The sequence below is a fragment of the Bacillus seohaeanensis genome (assembly GCF_042684945.1).
Taxonomy (GTDB): domain Bacteria; phylum Bacillota; class Bacilli; order Bacillales; family Bacillaceae_B; genus Rossellomorea; species Rossellomorea seohaeanensis.
On sequence record NZ_JBHUMF010000008.1, the window covers coordinates 117,629 to 136,731 of the forward strand.

At 35.6% G+C, this 19,103-nt stretch carries 21 protein-coding genes and 2 riboswitches; of the genes, 15 read left to right on the plus strand and 6 right to left on the minus strand.

Annotated features, from left to right (window positions below; translation table 11 throughout):
- Positions 1–94: 94 nt before the first annotated feature.
- Both ACFSUL_RS03550 and ACFSUL_RS03555 read right to left on the minus strand, forming a co-directional pair.
- A complete protein-coding gene (locus ACFSUL_RS03550) occupies positions 95–532 on the minus strand; it encodes a hypothetical protein (protein WP_377932762.1) in 438 nt (145 codons plus the stop codon).
- Between the two features lie 118 nt (positions 533–650).
- Positions 651–805: riboswitch (SAM riboswitch) on the minus strand.
- A gap of 74 nt (positions 806–879) precedes the next feature.
- On the minus strand, positions 880–1,662 hold the full coding sequence (locus tag ACFSUL_RS03555; protein ID WP_377932764.1) for a carbon-nitrogen family hydrolase: 783 nt from the start codon (positions 1,660–1,662) through the stop codon (positions 880–882).
- A 190-nt stretch (positions 1,663–1,852) separates the two neighbouring features.
- Between ACFSUL_RS03555 and ACFSUL_RS03560 the strand changes: the two genes are divergently transcribed.
- Both ACFSUL_RS03560 and ACFSUL_RS03565 read left to right on the plus strand, forming a co-directional pair.
- Positions 1,853–3,028, plus strand: a complete 1,176-nt coding sequence (locus ACFSUL_RS03560) for a pyridoxal phosphate-dependent aminotransferase (protein WP_377932766.1) — start codon at positions 1,853–1,855, stop codon at positions 3,026–3,028.
- Between the two features lie 386 nt (positions 3,029–3,414).
- On the plus strand, positions 3,415–3,636 hold the full coding sequence (locus ACFSUL_RS03565) for an aspartyl-phosphate phosphatase Spo0E family protein (RefSeq protein ID WP_377932768.1): 222 nt from the start codon (positions 3,415–3,417) through the stop codon (positions 3,634–3,636).
- Between the two features lie 44 nt (positions 3,637–3,680).
- Here ACFSUL_RS03565 and ACFSUL_RS03570 read toward each other — a convergent pair whose 3' ends face one another.
- Positions 3,681–4,412 (minus strand): ZIP family metal transporter, encoded by a 732-nt coding sequence (locus ACFSUL_RS03570; RefSeq protein ID WP_377932770.1) that lies wholly within the window; start codon positions 4,410–4,412, stop codon positions 3,681–3,683.
- A 250-nt stretch (positions 4,413–4,662) separates the two neighbouring features.
- Between ACFSUL_RS03570 and ACFSUL_RS03575 the strand changes: the two genes are divergently transcribed.
- From ACFSUL_RS03575 to ACFSUL_RS03590, 4 genes are all read left to right on the plus strand, one after another.
- Complete coding sequence (locus ACFSUL_RS03575) at positions 4,663–6,246, plus strand: bifunctional metallophosphatase/5'-nucleotidase (protein WP_377932772.1); 1,584 nt, start codon at positions 4,663–4,665, stop codon at positions 6,244–6,246.
- 77 nt (positions 6,247–6,323) lie between these two features.
- A complete protein-coding gene (locus ACFSUL_RS03580; protein ID WP_377932774.1) occupies positions 6,324–6,773 on the plus strand; it encodes a MarR family winged helix-turn-helix transcriptional regulator in 450 nt (149 codons plus the stop codon).
- 224 nt (positions 6,774–6,997) lie between these two features.
- Complete coding sequence (locus ACFSUL_RS03585; RefSeq protein ID WP_377932895.1) at positions 6,998–8,041, plus strand: YkvI family membrane protein; 1,044 nt, start codon at positions 6,998–7,000, stop codon at positions 8,039–8,041.
- Positions 8,042–8,329: 288 nt separating this feature from the next.
- On the plus strand, positions 8,330–8,452 hold the full coding sequence (locus ACFSUL_RS03590; RefSeq protein WP_377932776.1) for a DUF6254 family protein: 123 nt from the start codon (positions 8,330–8,332) through the stop codon (positions 8,450–8,452).
- Between the two features lie 349 nt (positions 8,453–8,801).
- On the opposite strand, the gene ACFSUL_RS03595 is transcribed toward ACFSUL_RS03590, so the two are convergent.
- Positions 8,802–8,978: a YkvS family protein gene (locus ACFSUL_RS03595; RefSeq protein WP_377932778.1), complete on the minus strand. Its 177-nt coding sequence runs from the start codon at positions 8,976–8,978 to the stop codon at positions 8,802–8,804.
- Between the two features lie 167 nt (positions 8,979–9,145).
- On the opposite strand from ACFSUL_RS03595, the gene ACFSUL_RS03600 reads away from it, so the two are divergent.
- A complete protein-coding gene (locus tag ACFSUL_RS03600) occupies positions 9,146–9,340 on the plus strand; it encodes a hypothetical protein (protein ID WP_377932780.1) in 195 nt (64 codons plus the stop codon).
- A 182-nt stretch (positions 9,341–9,522) separates the two neighbouring features.
- Here ACFSUL_RS03600 and ACFSUL_RS03605 read toward each other — a convergent pair whose 3' ends face one another.
- Positions 9,523–9,888 carry a PilZ domain-containing protein gene (locus tag ACFSUL_RS03605; RefSeq protein ID WP_377932782.1) on the minus strand — a complete coding sequence of 122 codons (366 nt, stop codon included), beginning with the start codon at positions 9,886–9,888 and terminating at the stop codon, positions 9,523–9,525.
- A 366-nt stretch (positions 9,889–10,254) separates the two neighbouring features.
- Here ACFSUL_RS03605 and ACFSUL_RS03610 point away from each other — a divergent pair, with 366 nt between their 5' ends.
- The 4 genes from ACFSUL_RS03610 (at position 10,255) to ACFSUL_RS03625 (ending at position 14,336) form a co-directional block, all read left to right on the plus strand.
- The gene (locus ACFSUL_RS03610; protein WP_377932784.1) at positions 10,255–10,512 is read left to right on the plus strand and encodes a hypothetical protein; all 258 of its coding nucleotides are present in this window, start codon (positions 10,255–10,257) and stop codon (positions 10,510–10,512) included.
- 916 nt (positions 10,513–11,428) lie between these two features.
- Positions 11,429–11,695 carry a phosphocarrier protein HPr gene (locus ACFSUL_RS03615; protein ID WP_071413008.1) on the plus strand — a complete coding sequence of 89 codons (267 nt, stop codon included), beginning with the start codon at positions 11,429–11,431 and terminating at the stop codon, positions 11,693–11,695.
- On the plus strand, positions 11,695–13,413 hold the full coding sequence (gene ptsP, locus ACFSUL_RS03620) for a phosphoenolpyruvate--protein phosphotransferase (RefSeq protein ID WP_071413007.1): 1,719 nt from the start codon (positions 11,695–11,697) through the stop codon (positions 13,411–13,413). Before ACFSUL_RS03615 ends, ptsP begins: the two co-directional genes overlap by 1 nt.
- 740 nt (positions 13,414–14,153) lie before the next feature.
- A complete protein-coding gene (locus ACFSUL_RS03625) occupies positions 14,154–14,336 on the plus strand; it encodes a hypothetical protein (RefSeq protein ID WP_071413006.1) in 183 nt (60 codons plus the stop codon).
- Positions 14,337–14,392: 56 nt separating this feature from the next.
- Here ACFSUL_RS03625 and ACFSUL_RS03630 read toward each other — a convergent pair whose 3' ends face one another.
- Complete coding sequence (locus tag ACFSUL_RS03630; protein WP_377932787.1) at positions 14,393–15,565, minus strand: aminotransferase A; 1,173 nt, start codon at positions 15,563–15,565, stop codon at positions 14,393–14,395.
- Between the two features lie 304 nt (positions 15,566–15,869).
- On the opposite strand from ACFSUL_RS03630, the gene corA reads away from it, so the two are divergent.
- From corA to queE, 4 genes are all read left to right on the plus strand, one after another.
- Entirely contained in the window at positions 15,870–16,865 is a 996-nt protein-coding gene (gene corA, locus ACFSUL_RS03635; protein ID WP_377932789.1) for a magnesium/cobalt transporter CorA, read from the plus strand.
- A gap of 124 nt (positions 16,866–16,989) precedes the next feature.
- Positions 16,990–17,034: riboswitch (PreQ1 riboswitch) on the plus strand.
- A gap of 247 nt (positions 17,035–17,281) precedes the next feature.
- Positions 17,282–17,941 carry a 7-cyano-7-deazaguanine synthase QueC gene (gene queC / locus ACFSUL_RS03640; RefSeq protein WP_377932791.1) on the plus strand — a complete coding sequence of 220 codons (660 nt, stop codon included), beginning with the start codon at positions 17,282–17,284 and terminating at the stop codon, positions 17,939–17,941.
- The gene (gene queD / locus ACFSUL_RS03645; RefSeq protein ID WP_377932793.1) at positions 17,938–18,369 is read left to right on the plus strand and encodes a 6-carboxytetrahydropterin synthase QueD; all 432 of its coding nucleotides are present in this window, start codon (positions 17,938–17,940) and stop codon (positions 18,367–18,369) included. Before queC ends, queD begins: the two co-directional genes overlap by 4 nt.
- Entirely contained in the window at positions 18,369–19,091 is a 723-nt protein-coding gene (queE, locus tag ACFSUL_RS03650; protein WP_377932795.1) for a 7-carboxy-7-deazaguanine synthase QueE, read from the plus strand. Before queD ends, queE begins: the two co-directional genes overlap by 1 nt.
- The last annotated feature ends 12 nt before the right edge of the window (positions 19,092–19,103 follow it).

Consider the following 19,103-nt stretch of genomic DNA (forward strand, 5'->3'; position numbering starts at 1 on the left):
TATCGCCTTATTTTCAAGAACTTTTCAAGACTTCATTTGAATTAGAGCGAGGAAGTTAATCGGAAAATTTACTTTTAGAGAGAGTAGGCATTATTTATTGACCTGATGAAATTTCCCTGTATGATTCTTCAACTTCAATATGAATACGAATTGCTGTGTGCAATAGGTCTGTTTTTGCTTCGTTAATGGAGGTAGCTCTTCTCACCATCTTTTCTAACCTGTTTAAAGCCCTGGATATGTTTTCAGAAGTAGGCCGTGAAGATGCCAAATAGTCTTTATAACTTTGAAAATATTTTACGAATTCTTGAGGGTCTTCTGTGTCAACAGCATTGGCAGCAAGCGCTAAGCCGTAAGCTGCTGTAATTTCCATTGCAGGAGCTTCGTTCACTTTTGATAATGCGATTGCTTCATAAAAGTCCTCTATCTTATAAAGGTGAAGGTATTCTATATTAGGAAGTTTTTGTTGATTTAAAATAGTTAAATGATCTTCATGCCACGCTAGGGATTCCGGGATAGTATGTGTTTGTGTCATGATATAACTCCTTTACTTGCATATGTATTTTATATAGGAGGCTTTTCAATTGTGGGTTTGTGCACATAGAAAAGCCTCTTTCTGATGAAAGAGGCTTGAAGTTCAATATGCTTCTCACCTCTTATCTGCCAGAAAGTATCCTTCCTGTTGGAATTAGCACCGTGCCTTACTGTGGACTATGCCAGGCGAGTAGTTCGCCCCGTTTTACAACGGTATTACGGTCGGTTGCTGGGCATCATAGGGCCAAATCCCTCCGCCAGCTCTTGATAAGAGTTAAATATTAGTTTGTTTATTTTTACTTGAGATGTATAATATCCCAAATTATTCTAATTGTCAACTTTTACTGCTTAATAAAAGGAAGGTCGTCTATCTTGAAAAATAGGTATCTTTTTTCTTACTTTCTCTACTTCTGTGAAATCTATTTCTGCATGGATAAGTTCCTCATGTTCGGAACCTTCAGCTAATATATCTCCCCATGGATCGATAATAAGAGAGTGGCCTGCAAATTCATTATTTAGATCAGCACCGACCCTATTGCAGGCAATAACAAAACATTGGTTTTCAATGGCTCTTGCTTTTAATAGTGTTCTCCAGTGATCAACCCTAGCTAGTGGCCATTCAGCGACAACAAAAATTACTCTTGCCCCATTTATTACATGTTTTCTAATCCACTCTGGAAATCTGATATCATAGCAAATCAGTCCTGCCATTTGCGTGTCGTTGAGCGTGAATAACCCGTCTTCTTCTCCTGGTAACAAATAGTGGTGCTCATCCATAAGCTTGAAAAGATGTAGTTTTGAATATTTTTTTACTAGTTCTCCTTGGTTATTTATGGTAATCATTGTGTTTTTTACACCGTTTTTTGTCTTTTCTGGAATGGATCCGCCGATAATATGAATTTGATGTTCCGCTACAAGTTTCTTCAAAAATTTAATACTATTTTCTCCTCCTAGGTCACTTATCTCGTCGATTCTTGTTAAATCATACCCCGTCGTCCATAACTCAGGAAGAACGACAAGCTCTGCTCCTTGTTCGCTAGCCTTTTTTAGCCATTCTTGCACATGAATTTTATTTTTGTCTGGTGCACCAAAAGCAATATCTATTTGTGCAATAGCAATCTTCATTCCCATATTAGTTCCCCCTCGTTATCATTTTCGAAAAATTTTTACTTTACATTCTTTCGTTTCCGTTATATCATTTGTGACTAGAAATTTAAAGTAAAATAATTAAGAATATTGTTAATTGTCCTACGCGCATTCGAAAGGGATTTTGGTGAAAGGTAAAACAGAAAAATTAATAATCGTCTGGCAGGTGGTAAAAATGAAAACATTTAATCAATCAGATTTGTTGAAGTCTCTGCCTCAACAATTTTTTGCATCTTTAGCAGCGAAAGTGGAGAAAGTTACGGAAGAGGGGCATGATGTTATTAATTTAGGACAAGGAAATCCAGATCAACCGACCCCTTCGCATATTGTCGAAAGTTTGCAAGAGGCAGCAACTTCTCCAGTTAATCACAAGTATTCTCCATTTAGAGGAAAGCAAGAATTTAAAGAGGCTGTAGCTAACTTTTATAAGAGAGAGTATGAAGTAGAAGTCAATCCTAACACGGAAGTTGCAATACTTTTCGGTGGTAAAGCAGGGTTAGTGGAACTTCCACTATGTTTATTAGACAGGGGGGATACTGTACTTGTCCCGGATCCAGGATATCCCGATTATTGGTCAGGTGTTACGCTCGCTGGTGCGCAAATGGAAACGATGCCGTTGAAGGAAGAGCATCATTTTTTACCTGTGTATAGTGATTTAGAAAAAGAAACATTGGAAAAAGCAAAACTAATGTTTTTAAACTATCCAAATAACCCAACGGGAGCAACTGCTTCGCAGAGATTTTTTGAAGAAACAGTTGAATTAGCGAAGCGAAACGATATTTGTGTTGTGCATGATTTTGCTTACGGGTCTATCGGTTTTGATGGAAATACGCCAATTAGTTTTCTACAAGCAGAAGGTGCTAAGGATGTTGGTATAGAAATTTACACACTATCTAAAACCTATAATATGGCTGGGTGGAGAGTCGGTTTTGCTGTAGGGAATCAAAGTGTAATAGAGGCTATCAATTTACTTCAGGATCACTTATATGTAAGTATTTTCGGTGCCGTTCAAGATGCTGCTATTACCGCTTTAACAGACTCGCAAAGATGTGTTTTGGAACTTAGAGATACATATGAAGAACGCAGAAATGTGTTAATAGAAGGGCTACAAGAAATTGGTTGGGATGTAACAGCACCTAAAGGGTCGTTTTTTGCTTGGTTAAAGGTCCCAGATTCCTTTACCTCTGTAGAATTTTCCGACTACTTACTTGAAAAAGCAAAAGTTGTCGTAGCACCTGGAATTGGATTTGGAGAATACGGAGAGGGCTATGTAAGAGTAGGTTTATTGACTGATTTAGACAGACTAAGAGAAGCAATCAATAGAATAAAAGATTTAGGATTATTTAAATAGAAAGTAAGTCAAAGGTCCGTCCCTCACTGCGTTAAAGCGACGAGGGACGGACCTTTTTTTATTGGAAAAGATAAAAATTTGTATGTAAATAATAGTTTTATGGGAGTACTCTATGTCTAGTTCTAGCGTCTAGAGACTCGAGGTCTTTTTTTTAGAAAGCTTGTCGTATCCGGGCAAATCGCTTCTATTTTTGTACTGAAAAATTTGTCAAATGAACGAGTATTCATTGTTGTTTTGTCTATTTTTGCGAATCTATTTACTTTTATGTTAATAGTTGGGATAATGCTCTAGTAATTAGTATTTCAACTTCAAAGTAGTCATCATATAGGTAGATTCTTAGCAGTGCAAACGTATCCATTATATGAAAAAGGGGTCTTGGAACTAACATGTATTCTTCTATTAAGAAAATTTTCCTATTAATATTAATTAATAAAAAGCGATCAAAAATGATAACGGTTGGAAAAAAATATGGGTTAACGAACAAGCAGACAGTTTTATATAGTCAGCAGCTTGATAAGCTATTAGATCAATATCAAAAATTAAATAGTAACAGTAAAGAAATGAAGTCATCACCAACAATTAGTGAATACAAAGCTTCCCATTATTAAAATATCAAAAGAAAAAGCTGTTGCATTACTACAACAGCAAGTCGTTAAAACATGTCAATTAACATAATCATAAATAATATTCCAACGATAAACGAGTAGGTAGCCTTCCGCTCATTTCCATCACCATGACTCTCAGGAATTAATTCCTTATATATAATAAAAAGCATTGCACCAGCAGCAAAGGCGAGTCCGTACGGTACTAAAAAGTCAACATAGGTTGTAAGGTAAAAACCTAGTAGACCTGTAACGATTTCAATTGCTCCAGTCAAGGTTGCAATAATAAAGGCTTTAAAGCGATTAATTTTCTGATTTACTAAAAATAAAGCAACTAAAAAACCTTCTGGAGCATTCTGAAGTCCAATAGCAAATGCAATTAGGTTCCCAGTGTCGCTTTGTTCAACAGAGTAACTCACCCCGACTGAGAGGCCTTCTGGAATGTTATGCAATGTTATTGCAGCTATTATCAACATTGCTTTTTCATCAAACTCAATCCCATTTTTTGAGTGTTCGAGGTCAATATGAGGGATATTTTTTTCCATAATAGTCAGAATTGCCACACCAAGAAAAATCCCAACGACTAATGGAAGTAATCCACCGCTTGTTAGTGCTTCAGGGATCAGGCTAAGCATTGAGGCTGCCATCATGATCCCTGCAGTGAAGGCAAGAAGTATATCTCTCCAACTATGTGTAACCGACCCAGGAAGAAATAAAATAATTAAAGCCCCAATTCCTGTAGAAAGTGCAGACAGAGTACTTCCAATTAATACTTCATTCATTTCTATCAATACCTTTCATCTATCTCATTCAATCATATTTCACATTTTGATAAATCATAACTAAATAATTATGATTATACAGGAAGATTAGAGAAAAATACCAACTATTTATTTACACATTACTTCTTTAATATCAATTCCCCTTGAAGATATCCCTTTAGGCAGAGTTCAAAATGATTGTGATGGAGATAACATTACAAAGATTTTTTTGCTATCATAAAGGTAATAGCTATACTTGGAGGGACAAAATTTGGCTAAAACTGCTTTTAGTACATTAACTATAGTAGAAACCAGTGATGTGCACGGTAATATCTTCCCTATATCTTATGGTTCTAGAAAAACGACACCATTAGGTTTAGGGAAAGTTTCTACTTACGTAAAAGAATTGCGGGAACAAAAGGACAATCTACTCGTTATTGATAATGGTGATCTTATTCAAGGAACGCCATTAACGTATCATTATGTGAAATTTTTAGCTCATAAACCAAATCCGATGATAACAGTGTTAAATAATATTGGATATGATGGAGCAGTTGTCGGAAATCATGAGTTTAATTATGGGATAGGACCATTAAAATCAGCTGCTAGTCAAGCAAATTGTCCGTACTTGTCCGCAAATATCGTTCACAAAGCAACAAAGGAACCTTATTTTGGTATTCCATATTTTATTAAAACTTTTTCAGATGGTTTAAAAGTAGCTGTACTAGGAGTAACGACGCATTATATACCTAATTGGGAAAATCCTAAACATATTAGTGATCTCCATTTTTATGATGCGGTAGTTTCTACCAAAAGGTGGGTTGGATATATTCGGGAAGTAGAGCAACCGGATGTAATGATTGTCTCGTATCATGGAGGTTTTGAAAGAGACCTTCAAACGGGAGAGTCATCCGAAGTAGAAACAGGGGAAAATCAAGCCTATCGTATTTGTCAGGAGATAGAAGGTATAGATGTGCTTTTGACAGGACATCAGCATAGACAACTAACTGGTAGCGTGAACGGCGTAACAATTGTGCAGCCTGGATACAATGGACAATTTGTGGGAAATGTTACATTACAACTTAAAAAAAGGGGTGGTGAATGGATAATTATTTCAAAATCAAGTGATCTCGTTGATTTGTCAAACTTCGAAAGTGATGAAGAAGTGTTATCCTTGGTCCAATCGTATGAGAATGCGACACAACACTGGCTTGATCAACCAATCGGTAAAATAAATGGAAATATGGAAATAGACAGTCCACTGCAAGCAAGGCTTGTAGAACATCCGTGGATCGAGTTCATTAATAAGGTTCAAATGGAATCAACAGGTGCTGATATTTCTAATACAGCATTGTTTAATAATGCAGGTCTAGGACTGCCTCAGCATGTTACAATGAGAGATATCGTTTCAAACTATGTATATCCCAACACGTTGACCGTTATTAGATTAATGGGTCAGGATATAAGAGCAGCACTAGAGCGGTCGGCATCTTATTTCCTTCTTTCAGATGATGGTTCTGTACAAGTTAATCCTAAATTTTCCATTCCAAAGCCACAGCACTACAATTATGATATGTGGGAAGGAATTGATTATATTATTGACCTAACAAAGCCGATAGGCGAAAGAATTACCAAACTTCAGTATCAAGGAAATGATATAGAAGAGAGTGCACAATATGATGTTGTGATGAATAACTATCGTGCGGGTGGTGGCGGAGAGTATAAAATGTTTTGGGATAAGCCAGTAATAAAAGATATACAGATTGATATGACGGAGCTACTAGCAAATTATTTTCTAAAGCATGAAGAGGTAAAGGCGACTGTTAATCATAACTGGAAGGTTATTACAAAATAAGGATTGACACTTTCATATAAAATTCTGTATAATGATTTGAAACTGAGATATTTGTTCGATTAAAGGAATGATGAACAATGAATGAACAAACAGAAGTCAAACAATCTTTAAAATTATTTATCGTATTGTCAAGGGCTTATAAAGCTCTAAACGAAGAAATTAACAAGCATATTGCGGAAAAAGGCTTGAACCCTACAGAGTTTGCTGTGTTAGAACTTCTTTATCATAAAGGAGACCAGCCACTTCAAAAAATTGGTGGGAAAATTCTTCTAGCAAGCGGAAGTATTACTTATGTAGTAGACAAGTTAGAGAAAAAGAAATTGATTAACAGGGTTGCATGTCCAAAAGATAGACGTGTTACGTATGCACAAATAAGTGAAAGTGGAAAAGCATTAATAGATGACATTTTCCCAGCACATGAACAGAGAATACATGAATTAATGTCAGTATTATCTATCGAAGAAAAAGATCAGGCAATCGAATTACTCAAGAATGTTGGATTGTCGATTAAAGACTTATCCTATTAGTAAAAGTGGGTGCTTCTTATATGGAGCACTCATTTTTTTATTTACTGGAAGTGGTTAGGGGAACGAGGAATAAATCAAGTGAAAGGTAGTAGATATAAAGTAGGGAAAAGAGCTGGTCGCCCAACCAGCGTGGGGAAAGGCCCATATCGAACTTGAAAAATCCACTTCTGTTTTCCCCTGCTTGTACATATGGTGAAGTAGTAGGGAAAAAAGAGGTGATAGAACTGAAGAAAATTACTGGTTCTTTTCAAATAGCTGCTGTATATGTTGGTACAGTTATCGGAGCCGGATTTGCCACAGGGAGGGAGATTGTCGAATTTTTCACTCGTTTTGGCTTTGTCGGATTTATCGGTATACTAATCAGCGGCCTTTTGTTTATTTATTTAGGTTCTAAAATTATGATGAAAGCTCACGAAATAAAAGCGACATCCTTTGAGCAATTTAATGAATACTTATTTGGAAAATGGTTTTCTAAATTTATGAATATTTTAATGATGGGGATGCTCCTTGGTGTAACGGCCGTAATGCTATCAGGAGCAGGTGCTCTGTTTGAAGAACAGCTAGGATTTCCTAAACAAGTTGGTGTGCTTCTAACCATTATATTAGGATTTCTAACAATGATAGTGGGAATGAAAGGTCTTTTTGCAGTTAATACTTTTGTTGTTCCATTAATGATTATATTTAACGTATTTTTGATGCTGCATTCCATAAGAGATCCACTTTTTCTTGAAAGTATGTTTGAAATCCCATATGTAGATGATGGATGGAAGTCCGTAATTGCACCATTCACCTACGCTGCTTTCAACCTTGCGATGGCTCAGGCAGTGCTTGTCCCGGTAGCGGCTGAAATGGAAGATATCAAAATGGTTAAGTGGGGAGGTTATTTAGGGGGAGCTCTACTTACGCTTATTTTAATTTCTAGCCACTTTACCCTTATTACAATTCCTAATGTTACTTTTTATGAAATACCAATGGCGATTGTTGTAAAGTCAATGTTTTCGGGGGTATACATTATTTATATTCTAATTATCTTTGGCGAAATATTTACATCTGTCATTGGTGGTGTGTTTGGGCTAGATAAACAGTTGAAGAATTATTGGAAGGGTTCATCTTTAGTCGTTGTGTCTTTTATCTTTACATTTGCCTATTTATTAAGCTTTTTTGAGTACAGTAAATTACTTGCCTATTTATATCCTCTGTTCGGATATTTCAGTCTTGTTTTCATGGTACTTCTGTGGATGAAACCTTCTAAAGAAAAGTTTTCCTGATTGTTTTAAATAGGCTGTTTTCGTCAAGTTTATTGGTTGTAAGCACTGACCGTCCTTGCTGCTGCAGGCACTTACTTTCCTCTATTATCCCGTGGGAGTCAAGTGCCTTCTGCTTCAATCCACTCTATATTTTCAAAAGTAACATTTTTTGGAAAACATGTTTTAAATAAAAGTCTATGTCTAGCATTAGTACATACTTCTTTACTTGTTTGTTTCCTGTGCATCGTTATTTTCTGGATAGAGGGAAAGAAAATGGTCCATGTTAATAGGAGAAGGGAGGTCATTCGTTTGACAAAATCAAAACATGAAAAAGAAAGACAGTGGGACGTGAGAAAACAAGAACAGCATCCGCACGGGAAGGTTTCTTCTTTCAAAGAGCTTGCTGAAGATGCTAGTGGGAAAAATAAATAATATATAATTGGGGTGACAGGGCGATAATCGTATGAAAGCACCGTCTTCCTTTCCTGTTCACATTTTAAAGCACCCATGTTTTAACGAACATCAAATTCTTATCTTGTCTTTATTTCAAGGCTCTTTTCTCATAGATTGTTGTTTTTACTTATAAATTTTGCCCGTTGGTTTCCGCTACGGGCACAAGACTCCGCTGCAATCAACTCAGTGGGTTAAAATTAGTTTATAGTTGAAAAGCAACAAACTTTACAAAAATAGCCTATTTCAAAAAGAAAGTGCCAAGCAACTCCCTTTTACTATTCGGGAGTTGCTTGGCACTTTGTTTCCTAATATGTTTTTTGCGAAATCTTTACCCAACAATTTTATAATTTTTATGATTTACAACTGTTTTTTCTTCTAATTCAAGGTCACGATAATTAGTCATATAGGTTAGATCCACGATAACAGAGTTTTCATTTACCTTTTCAACGACACCTTTTAAACCGTCTTTAAATTCAATAATATTTCCGATATCTGCTTTTGGCATATTGAAGAGCTCCCCCTTTTTGATATTTCCCAATATTCTACAGTCGGTTAATAATATTTTGACGTAAAATTCCGAAAACGTAAAGAGTTTTTTGAAAAGTTAATAAAAAGATAATTCTTTTCGGAAGTTTTTTTTTACACTACAATAATAAAAAAGGAGGGACAGTAATGAATGAAGAGCAGGCTTTATCTAGCATTGAGGCTTTAAGAAAACAAGAAATTAGTGAATTGACAATTAAAAAGACAGATTTTCTATTTTTTCGAGATATACTGGTGAAACAGGAAGATTTCAAGCATTTTAGAGGGATAGCACAAAGAGGAGGAGACATTCTTTATCACTATTCTGAGACTCCTCGTAGTTAACAGTTTATTCCGCATTAACGGAAGTACTGTCGCTGATTGAACTGTATTAAAACAGGGTTAATGTTGTCTGTTTTGTTATCTAAGCATAAGAACAAAAGTCTGTGCTTTAGGGTTAAAGCACAGACTTTTGTTTACTTTTCCAATTAATCATTTTGTATTTTAGGTATAGGGGTTTCATTTGATTAGCGATTTTCTTGAATAAACATTTTTAGATGATCAATGATTTGTTGCTCTGTTTTTTCGTCTTCAACAGCTTCAAAACCATACATATAAGCATTTGCGTAATGCCGCTTCCAAACAATCTTTCCAAGAATAACAATTGGTTCATCTGCTAGCGAAAAATGTACTTCTAATAAAAATTCTTTGTTCTCAAGAGGCATGTCTAAAGAGGATGTAAAGCATAAACCACCCGGACTAATATCCACAACTTCAATTGGGGCTTCACTTGTCTCCTTCATGTTGTCACTACTAACGATTAATATTTTAAAAACTCCTTCTAAAGGAGTTTCAAATGTGTAACGAAACGATTCTTCTCGTCTATATTTCATTATTATCACCTATTAAAAAGATTTTTCAATCTAAAAAAATCACGCAATCTTTTATTTTAAAGAAAGGGTGAACTTATTCCTATAATAATAGATATTCTAAAAAATGAATAGAAGAAAATAATAATAGATTATAAAAAGTCATTTTTTGATCTGGCTGTTTTCACAGAGTTTGTTGTTTTGGGAATAAACTAGTGACCATTTCTTTCCACTTCAACCCATTTCACGCTATGTTTTTAAATGTTATTAAAAGCAACAACCCTTTTAAAAAGAGCCTTTTATTTTTAACAATATCCGACAGAAAGGCTGTTCTAATCTATCCCATTTTGCATACGATGATAGTAGAAGTAGTAAGAGGGGAGAGTAATTATGAATTATAAAACAGAGCAGGCATTAAGGGTAAAAAGCATTGCCCTTGATATCATTGAAGAAATAGTTCAAGACGACAAGAAATTTCCTAATAGAGATTTAAAACAGTCAACAGAACTTTTAGCTAGATGTATTTGTGACCTTGTCAATGTCTATACAAATATTACAGAGGATCATGAAGTAACATTAAAAGGAACGGTTATTAAGGCTAAAGTAAGCTACAATTCTTTAAAGTCCTCCTCAGTCAAAGCTAAATAGATAAGCTCGGAAAATTGGCTTGCTCCGTTTGTTGGAGCAAGTCGTTTTTTATTTTTAAGGCTCTTTTCTCATAGATTGTTGTTTTTACTTATACATTAAGCCCGTGGATTTCCACTACAGGCACAAGAAACCTCGGGAGGAATGGGAGGCTTTTGGAAAAGCGGAAGCGGCCTGGTCAGTTCGTGAAGAAAATAAGAATTACCCTCAAAAGGCGCTTTTTGCCTTTAGAGGATAATCATCTTTTTCACAGCGAGCTAGCCGCTGGAGTTAGACCCTCGCCTGCGGGGTCTCCCACTTGCCTCTCTTCCTGCAGGAGTCAAGTGCCCGTAGCGAAAATCAACTCAGTAGGTTAAACTTAGTTTTCCGTTAAAAAGCAACAAACTTTACGAAAAACTTACATGGTGGCTGAAACCAAGCCGCCACCATCTACTATAAAGAAGCAAATTTGATGCCAAAGTGGTATAGAGTCGATTCATTTTGGTTATCCTAAACGATTTTATGATGCTTAAAAATACTTTTTTTCATACAAATAGCCATTTTTAAAGAGCGTATAAAAATTTCTGCATTTTTGATATCTAGTCCCCCCTCGAGGGCCCTTACAGAAAGGTAAAAAGCGTCTTTCTGTGAATGCTGTCTTGTACTTGTTGAGGTGAGAACATGGCTTGCGATATTATTTTTCAAAAATTTTAATTTATCGAACAGAAAATACGAAAAAATGTCATAGAAGTGGCAAATTCATGAAATACTAAAAAAAATCGTGCATTACAATTGTGAAACTTTGAATTGCATGCTATTCTTTTTTATTGAAAAGGCTTAAAATAATGATGGAATTTGTAGATTGTTGACGATTTATCTATAATCCATTAATTTAATGAAGCAACCAAAAAATATTTTTAAAATAAGGAGTAGATTTTTTATGGCACAAAAAACATTTACAGTAACAGCTGAAACAGGAATTCATGCACGTCCAGCAACATTGTTAGTACAAGCAGCAAGCAAATTTGATAGCGAAGTACATCTTCAATACAAAGATAAAAAAGTTAATTTGAAATCTATCATGGGTGTTATGTCTCTAGGTGTGGGCAAAGATGCTGAAATCACTATTATCACAGAAGGTAATGACGAAGCAGATGCTCTAAATAGCTTAGAAGAGACACTAAAAAAAGAAGGCTTAGCTGAGTAATGTCTAGCATTTTAAAAGGAGTTGCAGCTTCAAACGGTATTGCAATTGCAAAGGCGTATCGTTTAGTAGAGCCTAATTTAAGCTTTGATAAAAAATCAATCGAAGATACAGCGGAAGAAGTAACTCGATTTCAACAAGCACTTTCAACATCTGTTTCAGAACTTGAAGCAATACGTGATAAAGCAAGAGAGGATCTAGGAGAAGATAAAGCGGCAATTTTTGAAGCTCACCTTCTTGTATTAAGTGATCCGGAATTAATAACACCTATTGAGGACAAAATCAATAACGATCAAGTGAATGCAGAGTATGCATTAAAAGAAACAGCAGATATGTTCGTTACAATGTTTGAGCAGATGGATAATGAATATATGAAAGAGCGTGCTGCAGATATACGTGATGTAACGAAGCGTGTTCTAGCACATTTACTCGGTGTGGAAATTTCCAATCCGAGTATGGTAACAGAAGAAGTTATCATCATTGCAGAAGATTTAACACCATCTGACACAGCTCAATTAAATCGTCAATTTGTTAAAGGGTTTACAACGGATATCGGAGGAAGAACTTCTCATTCTGCTATTATGGCAAGGTCGATGGAAATTCCTGCAGTTGTAGGCACAAAATCGATTACTTCAAGTGTTGAAAATGGAGATACTGTTATTGTTGATGGATTAAATGGGGAAGTACATATTAATCCGACACAAGAAGTTATTGAAGAATATAAGAGTATACACGCTAAATATGAAGAACAAAAAGCAGAATGGGCGAAACTCGTTAACGAGAAAACAGTTTCTGCTGATGATCATCATGTAGAATTAGCTGCTAATATTGGAACTCCAAAGGATCTAGATGGTGTTCAAAATAATGGTGGTGAAGGAGTCGGTTTATACCGTACAGAGTTCCTATATATGGGGAGGGATGAACTTCCTACAGAAGAAGAACAATTTGACTCATATAAAAAGGTACTCGAAGGTATGAAAGGTAAACCAGTCGTTGTACGTACACTTGATATTGGTGGCGACAAAGAGCTTCCATATTTAAATCTTCCAAAAGAAATGAATCCATTCCTAGGATTCAGAGCTATTCGTCTTTGCCTTGAGGAGCAAGAAATTTTCCGTACTCAGTTGCGAGCACTATTAAGAGCAAGCACATACGGTAATTTAAAAATCATGTTCCCGATGATCTCTAACTTGAATGAATTTAGAGAAGCGAAAGCAATTTTAGAAGAGGAGAAAAAATCTCTGCAAGAAAGTGGAGTAGAGGTTGCAGAAAAAATCGAGGTTGGAATTATGGTTGAAATTCCATCTACAGCTGTTATGGCAGATATTTTCGCAAAAGAAGTTGACTTCTTCTCTGTCGGTACAAATGACCTTATTCAGTATACAATGGCAGCAGATCGGATGAATGAACGAGTATCGTATCTTTATCAGCCATATAACCCAGCGATTCTTCGCTTAGTTAAAATGGTTATTGATGCTGCACATAAAGAAGGAAAATGGGCAGGCATGTGCGGAGAAATGGCAGGAGATGAAATTGCCATTCCAATCTTACTAGGCCTTGGCTTAGATGAATTTTCCATGAGTGCAACTTCTATCCTACAAGCACGTTCTCAAATCCGTCGTTTAAATAAAGCTGACATGGAAAAACTTGCAGAAGAAGTATTACAATTAGATACAAATGAAGCTGTTATGGAAGCTGTTAAGAAAGTCATTTCCGAGTAACAGTAAATTTTTATAAAAAATAGGTTTAGTACTTAGTGAAATGAGGTAAAGTATATATGTCGAACAGGCAAATACTTTTTAGCCTTTTCATTCTCATTTCCCCCTATTAGTGGATTGTTGGACTTTGTCCTTCAATCCTATTTTTTTGGGTATTTTCGCTTCCATTACTATCTCGTAAGTACAAGGTTTGCACCCTCTAAGAAACATTCTACTTCGCATAGACGGGCAGTAATCTCCTGAATGATTGAAGACTAACATTATCTTATTATAATTTATGAAAGCGTTTTTTTAAAGGGGTAAATAAAATATTTTTCCTCGATATGTTTAACGATATGTTTAGGTGGGTAACCTAATACTAAGCACGAAATTGGAGATTTATTTCTCACACCCCCCCTTTTCCTTTTTAGAACTAGTTGTAGATATTTCTGCACTAGTTCTTTTTTTATTATTTGCCGGTGGGGTTGAGGAGAGTGCTTGGAACAAAACCTACGCTCTCCTCCTGGAAAAGAGACAGTGAACTGTACCTGTGTAAATTCCAGTATTGTTTTAGGAACAATCTGGCTGATTCTTTCTACTATGAAAAATTAGTAATTACCAAGTAGGCTAATTGCATCAAAATTAAAAACAAAGGTTTTAAAACCAGTCTTTAAAGAAAATATATGCTGCATAAGACAAAGGGAAAAAACGAATAATAGTAATGGTTAGATAGCCAATTTAAAAAATGTAAAGGGGAATGTTATATGGCTAAGCGTACAAAGAAAAACGACCCTCAACAGAAGAACAAAAAAGGATTTGATTCTTCTCAAATAGATCAAGAATTTGCCCAGGAATTTGGAAGTGCAGCAGCAAATAAGGCTCATAAAGAGAAAGCGAAAAAAGCTAAGGCATCTAAAAATAGCGGTAAATATAAAGGCGGATTTTAAAAAAAGGCTGACCCTAAAATGTAACATTTTAGGGTCAGCCCTTCGTTTTTAGCAAGTTAAAATTGCACTTTATCAGTGACTTGATTAAAAAATATTTCTATTCGATCCATTCCTTCTTCTAATAGTTCCATCGAACAGGCATAGGACAACCGGAAAAAACCTTCTCCATAGGAGGAAAATGCACTGCCTGGCACAACCGCTACTTTTTGCTCCTGAGCTAATTTCAACGAAAAGTCAAAAGAGCTTAAGGAAAGTTCAGGAGGAATCCTGACAAAAAAGTAAAATGCGCCATCTGGCTTAATGACTTGTGGAAAGCCAATTTCTTGCAAACGTTTATGAACAAATTCTCTTCTTGTTATATATTGTTTCTTCATTTTGTCGCTATCATGGATGCCGTTTGTCAGTGCTTCATATGCAGCTGCCTGTGAGATAGAAGAGGCACATGATACATTGTATTGATGTACTTTCAATATGTGCTGACAGATTGTTTGTGGAGCAAATAAAAACCCGATTCTCCAGCCAGTCATGGAATGGGATTTTGAAAGTCCATTAATGACAATTGTCTGTTCTGGAAGCTCATTTGCAATGGAATAATGTTTATCATCAAAGGTTAATTCACTGTAAATTTCATCAGCCAATACAAAAATATCTTTCCCTTTTAGTAAGGAGGAAATATCCTGTAATTCTCCTTTTGTCAGGGTGACTCCTGTCGGATTAGACGGATAAGGCAATATAACACATTTTGTTTTTTCTGTTATGTATGGCTTAATCAAATCAGCTGTTAACCTGAAACTATTATCAGTAGTATCAATATGAACTGGTTCTGCACCGCACAAACTTATTATTGGCTCATATCCAGGGTAAATTGGTCCAGGTAGTAATACTTCATCACCGGGTGTTAGAATCGTTCTTAGCGTTGCGTCAATAGCCTGAGAAGCTCCGTTTGTAACAATCACTTCATTGTCTGGATTATAATGTAGATTGTATTTTTCTTTTACAAAGTCTACTGCAGCCTTGCGAAGTTCTATAAAACCTGCATTATGCGTATAAGTGGTAAAATTATTGTCAATCGCCTGTTTTCCAGCTTCTTTAACATGAAGGGGAGTAGGGAAGTCGGGCTGTCCAATCGTTAATGATATCATTCCTTCGATAGAAGAAACTAAGTTGAAAAACTTCCTTATACCGGATATTTCGAGATTTTTTACATTTTCATTAAGTAAATGATCCATAAAGTACACCTTTCTTTTTTTAGTTAGGCTGTTTTCTTTTCTAAAGGCTGTTGCTTTAATAACAGTTGAAAACATAGAGTGGATTGGAGCGGAGGACACTTGACTCCTGCGGGAAATAGAGAAAAAGTCGAGACCACGCAGCGGAAAGGAACGGTCCATTATCCACAAACAACTAACTTTACGAAAACAGTCTTTAGTTAATACATATTTTATCATGAGATTAGACGTATCAATAAGTTTTATTATTATCATTTTCGGGTAAACCTTTAACTATTGAAATAATTGTATTGGTTAGGAGTTTATTATGATTCGTACTTGCATTGTGATGGATAACGGGGAAGTTGTTTACAATGTCCCATTATCGCAAATAAAAAAACCGGAGGTTAGTTGGTATTGGGTAGACTTTGCCGACCCTTCAGAAAAGGATATTAGTATATTAAGAAAGTTTTTCCGTTTTCATCCACTTGCTATTGAAGATTGTTTGGATGAATTTAGTCAGCGACCGAAGTTGGATTTTTATAATAACTATTTTTTTCTTTTGCTTCACGCCATCCATCAAGAAACATTAGATTTACAGGAAGTAAATCTATTTGTTAATTCTAATTTTATTGTTTCCTTTCATAAAGAACCAGTGAGGGAGATAAATAATTTATGGAAAAGTATTAAAAAAGAGGCAAATAGTTTGAACCCTTTTATTGTGATGCATGGCATCATCGATAGGTTGGTTGATGATTATTTTCCTCTAGTCTATAAAATTGAGGACCATTTAAATAAAATTGAAGAAAATACAGAACAGGACACTCAAAATGATATTATGGATGAGCTTTTTGATGTAAGACATGATATGTCGAAGTTAAGAAGAACGTTAGTGCCAATGAGGGATCTACTTTACCGTATTATTAACTCGGGAAGACTCAATTCTTTAAAAGAACAGCAACTATATTTTCATGATGTGTATGACCATTTAATTAAATTAGTGGAAATGTTGGAATCTTATCGAGAATTTTCATCAGATATTAGAGATAATTATATTTCCATTAATTCGGATAAGATGAACAGTATAATGATGACATTAACGGTTATTACAACTATTTTTATGCCACTTACATTTATCGTTGGACTATATGGGATGAATTTTACGTATATGCCTGAACTGGAATCACGTTATGGCTACTTTATTGTATTAGGAGTAATGCTGTTAATCGCTATTATTATGTTTGGGTTCTTTTTTAAAGTTGGTTGGTTGCGATTTGGGATAAAAAGAAGAAGCAGACGAAGAAGACCCCTTCGCTTAAAGTAATTTATGTTAAAAATAAATGCGGCAAGAAAAATTGATGAATCCTATAATCTGGCATTATACTAGATTTTTTTAAATACAAACGTTAAAATAGTGTAAGGATAAAAGAAGAATTCTGGCGGTGTTGTCAGGAGAGGTTCTAGCAAAACCCTCTATAAAAAACTAAGGATTACGGCATCTCCTTAGAGGTGCCGTTTGTTTTTTTTCTATATTCAACAGCTTGCACTGGAATGATGAAGTACTATTAAACGCTTAAAATAAAATCCTAACAGCAAGATCATGACAAAGTTTTTGTCCTGTTGAAAATTTGGGTAGTGATAGAGTCTCTTTCTTTTATATATGAAAAGTGAAAGTGGCTTGGCTTACGACCTCGAGGGCTAGCTGCTGGAACTGGACAGAAAAGAGAGGAGCAGTTTTATATGAAAAACGAAAAAGCAATAGTAGTATTTAGTGGTGGTCAAGATAGTACCACCTGTTTATTTTGGGCTAAAAAGCAATTCAGTGAAGTAGAGGCGGTCACCTTTGATTATGGTCAAAGACATAACGAAGAGATTGAATGTGCCAAAAAAATTGCGAAAGAGCTAGAGGTACCCCATCACATTTTAGATATGGAATTATTAAATCAGTTAGCCCCAAATGCCTTAACTCGTAAAGAGGAAGCGATAACCCACGAAGAAGGGGAACTTCCTTCTACATTTGTACCGGGAAGAAACTTATTATTTTTATCATTCGCAGGAATTTTGGCAAGGCAAGTGGGAGCTAAACATATTGTTACAGGTGTTTGTGAAACAGACTTTAGTGGATATCCTGATTGTAGAGATATCTTTATTAAATCACTAAACGTCACGTTAAACTTATCGATGGACGATACGTTTGTCATCCATACCCCGCTGATGTGGATTGACAAAGCAGAAACATGGAAGTTAGCGGATGAATTAGGCGCTCTCGATTATATTCGAGAAAAAACATTAACTTGTTATAACGGAATTATCGGTGATGGATGTGGAGAGTGTCCTGCCTGTTTACTTAGAAAGCGTGGATTGAACGAGTATTTAAAGGAAAAGGGTGATATAGAATGATGCAGCAAATATACCCGACACCAGTGCACGGTTATCAATTTGAACTCAATAAAGATTTTCATTTTGCTGCAGCACATTATATTCCTCATCCTGAAGCAGGAAGCTGTCAACTTACACATGGTCATACGTACTTTGTAAATATTACAATCGCTGGTGATTCACTAGACGATTCAGGTTTCCTTATTAATTTTAAAACGATTAAAGACTTAATTCATAAACGTTTTGATCATACTCTACTTAATGATGACAACTGTTTTTCTAATAAAATCGCTGAAAATTTTCCTACGACAGAAGTGATGGCAAAAACAATATGCGAAATTATTCAGAAACATCTTGATACATTAGGGCATAAACCTCAATGTTTGCAAGTGTTTCTAAGGGAGACACCTACAAGTTATGTTATTTATCGCTCGAAGGAGGCAAAGTAATGAAAAAGCTTCCTATCTTAGAAATATTTGGACCAACGATTCAAGGTGAAGGAATGGTAATTGGGAAAAAGACCATGTTTGTGAGAACAGCTGGATGTGATTACAGTTGCTCATGGTGTGATTCTGCTTTTACATGGGATGGATCTGCGAAAGACGAAATAAGATTGCTCACACCGGAAAAAATTTGGGAAGAGTTAAAAGAAATTGGTGGGAAAAACTTTTCTCATGTAACAATTTCTGGAGGGAATCCAGCTCTATTAGCGAACTTAGTAGACCTGTTAGAAATATTTAAGGAAAATGGTGTTCAGTCAGCATTAGAAACACAAGGTAGCAAATGGCAGGATTGGTTTTACTCTATTGATGATTTGACATTATCTCCGAAGCCGCCAAGCTCTGGAATGCTAACAAATTTTCATAAGTTGGATGAAATTGTGGAGAGGTTACAAGCAAGTGGATCTCATTTTAGCTTGAAGGTTGTCGTTTTCAACGATGAAGATTTAGACTATGCCAAAAATATTCATACTCGCTATCCTACTGTACCGTTTTATTTGCAAACCGGAAATAGTCAAGTTCATGAAGGAGATAACGAGAAGCTGGTCGGGGATTTAATAGAACAGTATGAAGATCTTATAGATAGAGTATGTAAAAGTCAAGACTTAAATAATGTACATGTACTGCCACAACTTCATACGTATGTATGGGGGAACAAAAGAGGGGTTTAAGGACAAAAGCTT